11 protein-coding genes are annotated in these 12,031 nt (G+C 67.6%); 5 read left to right on the forward strand and 6 right to left on the reverse strand.

What is annotated here, in order from left to right; translation table 11 throughout:
* Positions 1-2: 2 nt before the first annotated feature.
* From DEJ27_RS12465 to DEJ27_RS12480, 4 genes are all read right to left on the reverse strand, one after another.
* On the reverse strand, positions 3-824 hold the full coding sequence (locus tag DEJ27_RS12465) for an ABC transporter permease (protein ID WP_111091028.1): 822 nt from the start codon (positions 822-824) through the stop codon (positions 3-5).
* Positions 821-1,660: an ABC transporter ATP-binding protein gene (locus DEJ27_RS12470; RefSeq protein ID WP_181430150.1), complete on the reverse strand. Its 840-nt coding sequence runs from the start codon at positions 1,658-1,660 to the stop codon at positions 821-823. The genes DEJ27_RS12465 and DEJ27_RS12470 overlap by 4 nt, the downstream gene beginning before the upstream one ends.
* Before the next feature lie 130 nt (positions 1,661-1,790).
* Positions 1,791-3,287 (reverse strand): M23 family metallopeptidase, encoded by a 1,497-nt coding sequence (locus DEJ27_RS12475; RefSeq protein WP_181430151.1) that lies wholly within the window; start codon positions 3,285-3,287, stop codon positions 1,791-1,793.
* A 154-nt stretch (positions 3,288-3,441) separates the two neighbouring features.
* Positions 3,442-4,014, reverse strand: a complete 573-nt coding sequence (locus DEJ27_RS12480; protein WP_111091031.1) for a hypothetical protein — start codon at positions 4,012-4,014, stop codon at positions 3,442-3,444.
* A gap of 139 nt (positions 4,015-4,153) precedes the next feature.
* Here DEJ27_RS12480 and DEJ27_RS18060 point away from each other — a divergent pair, with 139 nt between their 5' ends.
* Together DEJ27_RS18060 and DEJ27_RS18065 are read left to right on the forward strand one after the other, a co-directional pair.
* Entirely contained in the window at positions 4,154-4,537 is a 384-nt protein-coding gene (locus DEJ27_RS18060) for an alcohol dehydrogenase catalytic domain-containing protein (protein ID WP_258370350.1), read from the forward strand.
* Positions 4,534-5,085, forward strand: coding sequence for a zinc-binding dehydrogenase (locus DEJ27_RS18065; protein WP_258370351.1), 552 nt, complete (start codon positions 4,534-4,536; stop codon positions 5,083-5,085). Before DEJ27_RS18060 ends, DEJ27_RS18065 begins: the two co-directional genes overlap by 4 nt.
* A 35-nt stretch (positions 5,086-5,120) precedes the next feature.
* Here the strand turns inward: DEJ27_RS18065 and DEJ27_RS12490 are convergent, their stop codons facing one another.
* The gene (locus tag DEJ27_RS12490) at positions 5,121-5,636 is read right to left on the reverse strand and encodes an HNH endonuclease (RefSeq protein WP_111091032.1); all 516 of its coding nucleotides are present in this window, start codon (positions 5,634-5,636) and stop codon (positions 5,121-5,123) included.
* 436 nt (positions 5,637-6,072) lie between these two features.
* Complete coding sequence (locus DEJ27_RS12495; RefSeq protein ID WP_111091033.1) at positions 6,073-6,597, reverse strand: hypothetical protein; 525 nt, start codon at positions 6,595-6,597, stop codon at positions 6,073-6,075.
* A gap of 268 nt (positions 6,598-6,865) precedes the next feature.
* Between DEJ27_RS12495 and DEJ27_RS12500 the strand changes: the two genes are divergently transcribed.
* Genes DEJ27_RS12500 through DEJ27_RS12510 form a run of 3 tightly spaced genes read left to right on the forward strand, consistent with a single transcriptional unit; the run spans position 6,866 to position 12,007 of the window.
* Positions 6,866-8,668 (forward strand): hypothetical protein, encoded by a 1,803-nt coding sequence (locus DEJ27_RS12500; protein WP_111091034.1) that lies wholly within the window; start codon positions 6,866-6,868, stop codon positions 8,666-8,668.
* Positions 8,669-8,691: 23 nt separating this feature from the next.
* Entirely contained in the window at positions 8,692-10,824 is a 2,133-nt protein-coding gene (locus DEJ27_RS12505) for an McrB family protein (protein WP_111091035.1), read from the forward strand.
* A complete protein-coding gene (locus tag DEJ27_RS12510) occupies positions 10,805-12,007 on the forward strand; it encodes an McrC family protein (protein WP_111091036.1) in 1,203 nt (400 codons plus the stop codon). The genes DEJ27_RS12505 and DEJ27_RS12510 overlap by 20 nt, the downstream gene beginning before the upstream one ends.
* Positions 12,008-12,031: the final 24 nt, after the last annotated feature.

Here is a 12,031-nt window from a genome sequence, read left to right on the forward strand (position 1 = left end):
CATCAGGCGTCCTTGCGGTTCCAACGGAACGTCAGCAGGCAGGCCACCGTGCCCAGGACCAGCCACGCTGCCAACACGAGGGCTCCGAGGCCGAGGTGCCACGCGCCTCCCGGCTCACCCGACTCGAACGCACCGGGCAGGAAGACGGAGCGCATGCCGGACGCCATCCAGCGCAGGGGGAAGACGGACGCGACGTCCTGCAACCAGGTGGGGAGCTGCGTGAAGGGCAGGTAGACGCCGGAGATGAACTGCAGCACCAGCACGATCGGGACGATGGTGGCGGTGGCCCGCCGGCCCTCGCGGGGGAGCGCCGAGACCGCGATGCCGAGGACACAGCTGGTGGCGATGCCGAGGACCATCACGCCGGCGAAGACACCCCACCGGCTCGCGTCAGTCGGCAGGTCGACGCCGAACACCAGGCTCGCGATCGCCAACAGCAGTGCGGTCTGCACGAGCGTGGTGACGAGGACCATGCCGATCTTGCCGACGAAGTACGACAGGACCGGCAGGGGCGTGCCGCCGAGGCGCTTCAACGTGCCGTCGCTGCGCTCGCCCGCGATGTCGACGCCGAGGGACTGCGTGCCGGAGAGCAGGATCCCCGTCGCTACCAGGCCGGGCAGGTAGTAGGTGGCGTAGTCCACGTCGACCGGTCGGCCGTTGCTCGCGACGGCACGGATCGGGTCGGCGTCCGCGAAGGCGACCGAGAACAACGCCAGCATGATGATGGGGAAGAGGAACGTGAAGAACACCGCGTCGGGGGCGCGGAAGTAGGAGCGAATCTCGTAGCCGATGCGGCTGGCGCTCGTGCGCGCTGCGGTGTTCATCGCTGGCCCACCATGTCGAGGTAGACGTCCTCGAGGGACGGACGGATGACTTCGAGGTCGTGCATGGGTGCGGTGCTGCTGCGGATGAGCGCCGTCGGGTCGGTCGTGCGCTCGTCGTGGTGTCCGCCGTCGTCGTCGCGCCAGCGGACCCGGGGTGTGCGGGCCTCGGCGCCGCCGATCTCGTCGATGGGTGCGAGGTCGAGGAGCTTCCCGTCGGCGATGACCGCCGCCCGGTCGGCGAGCTGGGCGGCTTCGTCGAGGTAGTGCGTGGTGAGCAGGATCGTCGTGCCGTCGTGCTGCACCTGGCGCAGGAGGTCCCAGAACTGCCGGCGGGCCTCGGGGTCGAAGCCCGTGGTCGGTTCGTCGAGGAACAGGACCTCGGGTCGGCCGATGATGCCGAGGGCGACGTCGACGCGGCGGCGCTGGCCTCCGGACAGGCGGCTGATGCGGGTGTTGCGCTGCGTCTCGAGCCCAGTCGCGGTGAGGAGCTCCTCGACGCCGCGGTGCTTCGGGTACAGCGTCGCGAAGTGGTTCAGCTGCTCGGCGACGGTGACGTTCGGGGACTCCGCGCTGGTCTGCAGGACGATGCCGATGCGTGCGTTGTGGCTGCGGCTCGTCCGTGCGGGGTCGTGGCCGAGGACGCGGACGTCGCCGGCGGTGCGGGAGCGGTACCCCTCGAGGATCTCGACCGTCGTGGACTTGCCGGCACCGTTGGGGCCGAGCAGAGCGAAGGTCTCGCCGCGTTCGATCGTGAAGGAGACGTCGTCCACTGCACGTTTGCCGGTGGCGTACTGCTTGCCGAGGTGCTGGACCTGGATGGCGGGGGACTCGGGCATGGGTCCAGCTTCGCCGCCGGGTCGCCGTGGCGGATCGACCGGGGCGGTGGTCTCGGCATCGTCCGATCGGGGGATGGCATGACCGTGCCCGCCGATCGTGGCGATCGGCGGGCACGGTCGGGCAGAGCTATCAGCCGATGCTCGGGCTCGCGGTCATACCGACATCGCCCGTGTGGGCGAAGCCGTCGGTGCCCGCGGTTCCGACCCACGTCCACAGTGAGCCGGTGTTGGCCTGCACGGCGACGGCGACGTCACCGCCGACGGTGTCGACGGCCGGGCTGGTGCCGACCTTCATGCCGACGCCAGCGGTGTGTGCGAAGCCGGCGTCACCGGGCGCACCGCGCCAGGTCCACAGGTCACCGGTGTTGGCCTGCGCTGCGACGGCGAGCTGCGAACCGACCAGGGTGATGGACGGGTTCGTGCCCGCCTTCATGCCCAGTGCGGTCTCCTTCGCGAGACCCGTCGTGCGCGGCGTCCCGCTCCACACCCAGAGCTTGCCGGTGTTCGCCTGCGCCGCGACTGCGATGGTCGAGCCGTTGACGCGCGTGACCGACGGGCTCGTGCCGTCCTTCATGCCGAGACCGGTGTCGGCTGCGGTGCCCTTCTGGGCTGCGGTGCCGTACCAGGTCAGCAGCTTGCCGCTGTTCGCCTGGAACGCCACGGAGACGCCGCTGCCGACGGTCGTGATCGACGGGTTCGTGCCGGCCTTCATGCCGTAGCCGGTGGACATTGCGGTCCCGGCCGATCCGGGCGTCCCCGTCCAGGTCCAGAGCTCGCCGGTGTTGGCCTGGAACGCGACCGCGTACTGGCCCCCACCGAGCGAGGCGATCGCCGGACTCGTGCCGAGCTTCATGCCGACGTTCGCCGAGCCCGCGGTCCCCGTCTGCCCGGCCTTGCCTCGCCACGTCACCAGGGAGCCGTCCGGCGCCGCGAACGCGGCAGCGGAATCGGAGCCGGTCGAGGCGATGGCGGGAGACGTGCCCTCCTGAACGGCTCGCCCGGAGTTCGCGGCGAAGCCTTCACTGCCCGCCTCCCCGGTCCACGTCCACAGCGTGCCGGTGTTGGCTCGGACAGCGACGTGCGACTGGACGATCGTGCCCGGGAAGTTCGGGAACGACCACGGGATCGGTGTGCCCTGGGTGACGATCCGCTTGCAGGTGAAGTAGTCGTTCAGGCCGTTCTGGCTCGTTCCGTCGCGCTTCACCTCGAAGTGCAGGTGGTTGCCGGTCGAGTTGCCGGTGGTCCCCACCGAGCCGATCCGCTCGCCCTTCGTGACGGTCTCCCCGACCGAGACGAGCGGGCTGCCGTTGATCATGTGTCCGTAGAGCGTCTGGTAGCCCGCGCCGTGGTCGATCACCACGTAGGTTCCGTAGCCGGTCGTGGCCGAGCTGTTGATGACCGTGCGGACCGTACCGGCCGCGCCCGCGACGATCGACGAACCCCCGGAAGCGGCGATGTCGATGCCGGAGTGCGGAGTGCCATTGCAGTGGGCTCCCACGTACCCGGTCACCTCTCCGGACGTCGGCACGATGACGTCCCCCGTTGCCGCCTGCGCTGGTGCCACAGCGATCAGGCTCAGTCCGGCTGCCAGAGCAACCGTCGCCGACAAGGCGAGAATCTTCTTCATGTGTTTCCCCTCAACGACCGCCGACGGTGGCGGTCGGTGGAACTCTCGCAGGGAGTAGAACAACATTTCCACCCCCCGATCGGGCCGAGGGGTCTGCGGGGCGTCGGTACTGGTTCGCGATCGTCGGGGATCGTGAACCGGAACCGTCAACGCTTCAGTACTGCGGACGGATCCAGTCCGTCGGTTGCACGAAGCGGGCGCGGGGCAGGACCTCGTCCGGCTCGGCGGTCCGCACGCTCGTGATGATCGTGGCCTCGCCGTGCTCGTACGAACGGCGGGCGATGCCGTCGCGCTCGTCGATCACCAGCGTCGTTCGGAACGCCGGGTCCTCGCCGTGCTCGAAGGTCACCAGGATCGAGCGCTCGCCGATGTGCTGGATCAAGATCGGGTGGACGTCGTCCGTGGCGCGGCCCCACCGGAGCATCAGATCGGGCACGGCCATCCGGACGACGGGGGACGAGACCATGCTCCGGGCGAACGACACCTCGATCGGACCGTCGTCGGGGTCGTGCAGCACGCCGTCGCGGTATGAGACCGGCTTGGCGCGCTGGCGGACGAGCGTCCAGGTCTGCGCGGGCTCGTCGATGTCGACACGGAACTGCCAGTGCTGCTGCGGGGACTCCTGGTGGACGCCCTCGAGGATGTACCGGGCGGGTCGGCGGAGGGCGGCGAGCTCCTCGGCGATCGCGGGACCGTCGGACCGGGTGAGGAGTTCGTCGAAACGCACGGTGCCAGCATGGCGCACCACGTGCCGTGGACCGCATCCCCTGACGGGCGGGAGGCGCGGGGCGGGGTGGTGCCGGGCCTCCAGGCCGTGGGGTGGTCGCGTCAGGTTGCGTCAAGCAACGTGCGCGTAAACGGGGAGGATGCAGGTCGTCGGAGTCGAACAGTTCGGAGGGCCCGAGGCCCTCGCCGTCCACGAGGTGCCGGAGCCGCACGCCGGTGCGGGGTCCGTGCGGATCCGGGTGCAGGCGTTCGCCGTGAACCCGACCGACACGGGGGTGCGTGCCGGGCAGCGGGACAGCTCGCAGGCCTCGCCGCCGTACGTGCCGGGGATGGACGCCGCCGGCGTCATCGACGAGGTCGGGCCCGACGTCACCGGATGGCAGGTCGGCGACCAGGTCATGGCGATGGCGCTGCCGCTCAGCGCCCACGGTGGCGCCTACGTGCAGGAGCTCGTCGCGCCGGTGGGTCGTTCACGCGGATCCCTCGCGGGACGTCGATCGAGGCTGCGGCGACCGTGCCCATGAACGGGTTGACGGCGTTGCAGATCCTGTCGCACGCCTCCCTCGCGCCGGGGCAGACGCTCGCCGTGACCGGAGCCGCTGGGCTGCTCGGGAACTACGTGGTGCAGCTGGCGAAGGCCGCTGGGCTGACCGTCATCGCTGATGCTGCTCCGGCCGACGAGGCACTCGTGCGGTCGCTCGGGCCGGACCACGTTGTGCCGCGCGGCGCTTCCTTCGCCTCCGCTGTCCGTGCGCTCGTGCCGGACGGGGTCGATGCGCTCGCCGATGCTGCCGTGCAGCGCGACGAGGTCGTGGACGCCGTTCGCGACGGGGGAGTCTTCTTCGACGTGCGGGGGTGGCAGGGCAACGGGGCTCGGGGGATCGGGTTCGTGCAGGTGATGGTGTTCTCGGAGTACCGGTCGTTCGACAAGCTCGAGCAGCTGCGGCACGCGGTGGAGAGTGGGACGTTGACGCCGCGGGTGGCGGAGGTGCTGCCGGCTGCTCGGGCTGTGGAGGCACATGAGCGGTTGGAGGCCGGGGGGACGCGGGGGCGGTTCGTGTTGACCTGGTGACCCTCACTGCTTACGCGACTTGAGCGAGTCCTCGTTCAGCCCAGTGCGACGCCCTTCCTGCGGTTGCACGGTCCGCAGAGTACTTGCAAGTTCTCCGGCTCGTTGCTGCCACCACGGGAGAACGGGATCACGTGGTCGAACTGGAGCTCCGACGTCGTCCCGCACCAGTTGCAGCGGCCACCGTCGCGGGCCCACACCAGCTCTTGGACGTCACGGGGAACTGCTCCGCGACGGCGTTGCACAGGCTCGGCCGGACTGTTCGCGATCGTGTGTGCACGCGCGATCGTGGCGGCTTGTCGGCGGTCTCGGGTCTCGAGGAGCGCGAAGACCTGCTCGGGCAGCAAGTTGTCGTTGTCCCAGAACCAACGGCCCCGGAACCACCAGTACTGGCGCTCCTTCACACGGCCGATCTTGACCGGCGTGCGGTCAGATGAAGCGAAGACCTCGCTGATCTCGTCCTTCCGGAGCTTCGCGCCCACGTAGTAGGTCGAACGTCCAACGGTCAGTTCGACCCGGCCCTTGCGCGTGAACAGGTTCACACGGTGCCTCATCGACACGTTCTCGGCTCTGCGTAGCACGCGCTGGTCCCTTCGATCTGCCGCCGCTTTCCGCAGATCATCTTGGCGGGCTCCGACGCCCTCGGCTATCACCCTTTTGGGGAGGAGCGCCTCCGAACACGCCAGCTCGCTTCTTCGCTAGGCGCTGCGCCGCAAGATGCTTGATGATGGCGACGACCGATGGACTGATGTCGCGCCAGACTCCGTTGATCTACGGAACTTCGACCTTGCCTGGGGAACCCCCTCGCAGCCCCGGACCCAGCCTTCGCCAGACGCAAAGGCCTCGCGCCGAGCGTTCGTGTCCACGATGAGGACGCCAGCACGGCCGACGAAGACGACGATGTCGACCCGAAGTAGGGGTCCCGATCCTCGCGGATGACGTGCTGCGGACAGCTGTCCTCGCAGGAGTGAAGTGTCGGGCGCGGTGTCGTCAAGTGCGCGACAGGCTGCCGCGAGCAGTCCGCGACCAGGCCACTCCCGAATTGTCACGGAACGTCAGTTCATCGACCCCGCGGCTGTCAGACGCAGTGAACGGACGCACCGGGTCGACGATCTCGCTGACAGGCTTCACGTAGTCCCACCGGAAGAATCGTCCGTCGGGCTTTCGCTGATCACGATTCGGGACGAAGTACTCACCCGGCGGAACACAGCGGAGCGTAGGAGTCTTCTCTGTGGTGAAACCGTGGCAGGTGACACGAACGTCGTACACCGGGTCATCAGAGGAATTGCGAACAACCACTCCGTAGATCGGCTCGCCGCCGTGCAGGATCTGCATCGCCGCCCACGAGCTGATCTGCGTGGCATGCAATCGGCGCGACACTTCCTTCGATTGCTCGTCGCGGGACGACTCGATCATGTACAGCCGTTTCGCTTGTACCCCTGCGGCTACCGCTGCGATGAGCGCCCCTGCCGTTGCGAACGCGCTGACCCCGTCGAAGAAGATGCTCCACCCCATGAACGCAACCTACCGCTGCAACGCAATTTGCAACATGGCCAAATCGGTGGGGTGCTCGTCGACTGCGACACGCAATCGTCGACTGCACGGATCACACATGACCTGCAGGTTTCCGCGCTCGCTGTTGCCGCCGTGCGAGACCGGCTGACGTGGTTGAACCGCGGCTCAACTGTCGCATCTGCAACTGCGGAAACGTCGCCTTCGGGGCGTCGAAACCCACTAGCCTGAGCGACGTCGAAGGTTCGTCAACTCTTCCGGAAGGTTGCTCGTGAGCGCTGGCCCTGTCCTCTTGTTCCTGCACGGTGTCGGAACAGGCGATGTTGAAGATGGCTGGCAGGTCGCGCTTTCAGGGGCGCTCGTCCGGCTGGGTTACCCCGCACTTGAGCCCGACAGATGGATCGCGCCGAAGTACGCCTACGCCCTTCGAAACGGGGACGGCAAGTACCGGGTTCCCCCGATCACCGTGAAACAGCTAGGCAAGGACGATGCCAGGATCAATCGGCGGGAGTTCGAGCGGCGCACGAGTGCGATGGAGTACCGGCTCGGCCAGCACGAGGATCTGCCGAACTGGCCGGGCGCTGGCACCGTCGTCGACGTGGCCTTCGAGACCAACCCCTTCAAGCAGGCGCACAACTACCTGCACGACGAGCAAGCTCGTGCGCGGGTACTCACGCGGGTGCTCGACGCACTCCCCGACTCGGGAGAAGTGTTGATCGTCGGACACAGCCTCGGCTCCGTTGTCGCCGCCGATCTCGTCCGCCGGCTCCCTGCTGGGCTGAACGTGGTCGGGATGATCACGATCGGGAGTCCTCTGGCGAGCGGTTCCGTGCGCGCGACGGACCTGCGAGAGGCGATGCAGGAGCCGCCGACGAACCTTGGCTGGTGGATCAACTTCTGGAACGGTTTTGACCCGGTCGCGGCGCACCGCGGTCTGTCGTCGGTCATGCCGTGGTTGCTCGACCTCCGAGTCACGACGCCACCAACTCCTCGTGTCCACGACGCGGTCGAGTACTTGTCTGACTCGAGAGCCGCCGAGGCGATCGGGTACGCGATGCACGGCTCGCTCTCCACTGATCTCGTACGGACCGTCAACGCAGTCGACGTGCCGCTCGATGCAGACGAGCGGGTCGTTCTGCTCGCGCTCCGGTACGCGCACCTGGTGGCGACGCACCTCAAGGACGATCAGCAGGACAGATTCACCGGAGCGCTCCGAGCAATCCAGTCGGAAGCGGTGGAGTCGATGCTGCAGCGTCGAGACGTCGAGGGAAGGCCACGTCCTGAGCTGATCGCTCAGCTCGCATTCGACCTTGCAGATCCGACCGCGGAAGCGACTCCGCCCGCACCGGGGATGTACCTCACCAAGGAGGACGCGCTTGTTCAGCTCATCGTGCTCGCGTCCGACAACTTCCTCCGCCCCTTCGACATCGGCTTCAGCGAGTCCATCAAGCGGCAGGCGATGCGGGACCTCACAGCAGAACTCGGGCTCGGAAGCGTTCTTGGCGGGGACGTCCTCGATGCGGTCGACCGAGCCGAGAAGGTCCTCGCCGGGAGCAAGGGGCCGAACTGGATCAGGATCGGCGCGATGGGTGCCGGCGCGGTGGCCCTCGTCGTCGCGACGGGTGGTATCGCACTCGCCGCCGGTGCGGGTCTTGCCGGAGCGGCCGCTCTGACGAGTGCTCTCGCAGCATTCGGACCTGGCGGGATGATCGGCGGCCTGATCACTGCCGGAACTCTCGTCACAGCGGGCGGTGGTGGGATCGCGTTCGGGCTCGCGAGTTCGGGCACGTCGTCCGAAGCAGTCGAATCGATCGTGATGCGACAGCTCGCAGCGGTCATCCTGCGCCAGAGACTTGATCTCGAGCAGGACCCCGCTGTGTGGCACCTGCTCGTCGAGACCGAGCGGCAGGTGAGGCGGGCGCATGAGCGACTGGACGAGTACTCCGATCCGAAGTCGCCGGTGCTCGTCGAACTCCGCAAGAAGATCCAGCTCGTCGAGCGGGCGCTCGACTTCATGCGCGAGGAAAGCCTCGAGCCAGGAGCAGAACCGCAGACCTCCTCGGCAGCTCGCTGATCGACTGGAAGGACACGACGATCATGAGCCGATCCGACAACAGGACGAACCGCCTTCGGGCAGCCCTTCGCTACCTCGACGAACAGGGAGGCGCAGCGAATCGGCTCGACGTCTGGAACGCAGCACGCACGCGAGTTCCGCTCGAAGGCGAAGAACTCGAACCGAACCAGAAAGGAAAGCCGCAGGGGCAGTCGGATTTTTTCTGGGGTTCCGCTGGTCTGGTGCACGCGGGATTCCTGACCAAGCCGGTCCGCGGCGAGTGGCACGTCACGGACGATGGGCGTCGCGCCTCGGCCGACGCCGTGCCTTTCGAGCAGTTCCGTGAGGAGCTGAACGAGCGGCAGCGTGCCTTTCAAAGGGCGCTCCGGGAAGACCGTGAGGTGCGTCTCCGGACCGAGATCCTCCCGCCGGACAACCGCGCCGAACTGGTCCGGACAACGAGTCAAGTGTTCGTCGAGCGAGGTCTCGGTGCGCTCGACTCCGTGTTCGCGCCGGGTCGCCAGGTCTGGCGAACTGGAGTCGTCGATGAGCTCGAACGATGCTTCCTCGAGCAACCGGACGTCGATGGAGCTGATTTCCTGGACAAGCTCGGTCGACAGTTCGACGACACGTCCGACGACGCGAAGCTCCTGATGGCTGAACTCATCGGTTGGCAGGTGCTCCCTCTGCAAAATCCGGGCGAGAGGAAGAAGCGGCAGCGCGTCGAGTTCCTCCTGCAACGCATGGATCACCCCGTCACGATCCCGGCAGAGATCGATGATGCGTTCCGCGCGTGGTCCTTCAATCCGGGCACTGCGATGTCGGTCCAGCCCTACCGAGCGCTGTCCATTGTCGTGCACTGTGCGGCGAGGTGGATTGCCCTCAGCCCGGAGTCGCGCGAGCACGCACTCGACGACCCTTGGGCTTGGCGGGACCTCGTGGACGGCCTTCCCGGTGCCTCGTTCCCCACGCAGCGCAACGAGTTGCTCTACCTCGTTCACCCCGGTGTGTTCGGCGAGGTCATCTCCGGCACAGCTCGTGATGCGATCCGCCAGGCCTTCGCCGGCGAGGTCGAGGGTCAGGCCGACGACGACCCTGACGCCCTTTTCCAGCAGATCGCGATTGCTCTGCAGGGAAAGGCAAAGGGGCCCGCGAAGTTCTACGAGGAGCCGTTGCTCGGCAGGTGGCAGCCGGTAGAGCCGAAGACTGTTCAGGCGGATGGCCGACGGCGTGAAGAACTCGACGATCCTATCTCCGTCCCGGTGTCGGAGCCGACGAGCCGGACGCCCTTCCCATCCATCATGCCCGCGCTCGCCGATTCTCTCCACATGCCGCTTCCGTGGCTGCAGGACACCCTCGACCTCATCGAGCGTCGCAAGCAGGTGATCCTCTACGGCCCTCCGGGCACCGGGAAGACCTTCCTCGCCCAGGCGCTCTCGAAGCACGTGACGGATGGCACAGACGGCGAGACCACCATCGTCCAGTTCCACCCGACGTATTCGTACGAGGACTTCTTCGAGGGCTTCCGCCCCGTCGCCAACGACGACAGCGGTAACCTCGCCTTCACCCTGCGGAAGGGCCCGCTTCGCCGCCTCGCAGACGCTGCAGCAGCGAACCCCGAGGCGAACTACTTCCTGGTCATCGACGAGATCAATCGCGGCAACATCGCGAAGGTGTTCGGCGAGCTGTACTTCCTGCTCGAGTACCGCGACAGCGAGATCTCCCTCCTCTACAGCGATGAGCCCTTCACCCTGCCGAGCAACATCTTCGTCATCGGCACGATGAACACCGCCGACCGATCGATCGCGATGCTGGACGCCGCAATGCGGCGACGCTTCGCGTTCATCGAGCTGCACCCGGAACGCGAGCCCGTGCAGAACGTGTTGTCGCGTTGGGCGGCGACCAAGGGCCTCCGGGACGACCGTGCCGACCTGCTGACGCGACTCAACGCGCAAATCCAGGATCACGATGCCAAGGTCGGGCCGTCGTTCCTGATGCGCGACCTCGCCGGGACCGGTCTGCAGGACGTGTGGCGGTACGAGATCCTGCCGCTCCTGGCGGAGCACCACTACGGCGAAGGCGTCGACCTGGAGGCCCGGTACGGCCTGGCAATGCTGCGTCGCCGGACGACGCCCACGCCGGCGGACGGGGCCGAGGGTGCTTCCGACGACGATTGAGCTGCGGGAGGCGGACCAGCCGGTGGTGCACCGGCTGCCGCGGGCGGTCGCCGTCGGGCTCGCGTCGGCGAACATCGCGACGGTCGCGCCGACGCTCGGCGACGATGAATACCGCGTGAGCGGTGTCCGGAAGGTCGGCGTCGTGCGGATCGCCGGGTACACGGTGTGGCTCAAGCCGAAGACGCCGGTGCGGCGGCTGTTCGCGATGCTCGGGTACGCCCGTGCCGGGAGTGCGATCTGGACGGAGGACGACTTCGGGTTCGAGGAGGACGAGGACCTCGTGCCGGCGTTGGCGCACGCGTTCGTGCGGCAGGCCTCGCGGGCGTTGGCCGGAGGACCACTTCGTGGATACGTCACGCGCGAGGACGCGCTGCCGCTCGTGCGCGGTCGGTGGCGGATCGGTGACCAGCTGACGCGGCGGGGCGGGCAGCCGCTACCGGTCGAGGTGTCGTTCGACGACTACGTGGAAGACATTGCAGAGAACCAGGTGCTGCTGACTGCTGTAACGCGGTTGTTGCGACTGCCAGGTGTGCCGGCCGATGTGCTCGGGGCGCTGCGGCGGATCGTGCGGGTGCTCGATGGAGTGTCGGTGATCCCGGTCGGGGCTCCTGTGCCGGTCGTGCGGGCGGGTCGGCGCAACGCGCGGTACTCGTCGGCGCTGGCGTTGGCGTCTCTCGTGCTGTCGGGGTCGTCGGTCGAGCAGCGTTCTGGGTCCGTCGTGGCGTCGGGGTTCCTGGTCGACATGTGGTCGGTGTTCGAGGACTTCGTGTCGGCTGCGCTGCGCGAAGCGTTCAAGCCGTACGGGGGAGTGCTGGTGTCGCAGTACAAGTCGACGCTCGACGTCGAGAGGACGGTGAAGATCGCCCCAGACCTCGTGTGGCTCGTCGACGGCGAGGTGCGGGCATGCATCGACGTGAAGTACAAGGTCGAGAAGCACGGGCAGTACCCGAACGCTGATCTGTACCAGATGGCGGCGTACTGCCGGAGGTTCGGGTTGGGGGAGGGATGGCTGGTGTACGCGGCGGGCTCCGGGGTCATCGAGTCCGTGCGCATCGTTGACGGGCCCAACGTCACGCGGACATTCGTGGCGCTCGACGTGAATGGAGCAGAGCTCCTGGCGCAGGTCGACCGCTTCGCCGCCCGCGTCGCGCGCTTGGTATGTCCTGTGCTCCCGCTACGGTAATCAAGCGGCCTGGGCCACATCGAA

Source organism: Curtobacterium sp. MCPF17_018 (assembly GCF_003234135.1).
In the GTDB taxonomy this organism is placed as follows: domain Bacteria; phylum Actinomycetota; class Actinomycetes; order Actinomycetales; family Microbacteriaceae; genus Curtobacterium; species Curtobacterium flaccumfaciens.

Coding starts and splice junctions, on each gene's coding strand:
- DEJ27_RS12465 (WP_111091028.1), bottom strand. CDS start 824: ATGAACACCGCAGCGCGCACGAGCGCCAGCCGCATCGGCTACGAGATT.
- DEJ27_RS12470 (WP_181430150.1), bottom strand. CDS start 1,660: ATGCCCGAGTCCCCCGCCATCCAGGTCCAGCACCTCGGCAAGCAGTAC.
- DEJ27_RS12475 (WP_181430151.1), bottom strand. CDS start 3,287: ATGAAGAAGATTCTCGCCTTGTCGGCGACGGTTGCTCTGGCAGCCGGA.
- DEJ27_RS18060 (WP_258370350.1), top strand. CDS start 4,154: ATGCAGGTCGTCGGAGTCGAACAGTTCGGAGGGCCCGAGGCCCTCGCC.
- DEJ27_RS18065 (WP_258370351.1), top strand. CDS start 4,534: ATGAACGGGTTGACGGCGTTGCAGATCCTGTCGCACGCCTCCCTCGCG.
- DEJ27_RS12490 (WP_111091032.1), bottom strand. CDS start 5,636: ATGAGGCACCGTGTGAACCTGTTCACGCGCAAGGGCCGGGTCGAACTG.
- DEJ27_RS12495 (WP_111091033.1), bottom strand. CDS start 6,597: ATGGGGTGGAGCATCTTCTTCGACGGGGTCAGCGCGTTCGCAACGGCA.
- DEJ27_RS12505 (WP_111091035.1), top strand. CDS start 8,692: ATGAGCCGATCCGACAACAGGACGAACCGCCTTCGGGCAGCCCTTCGC.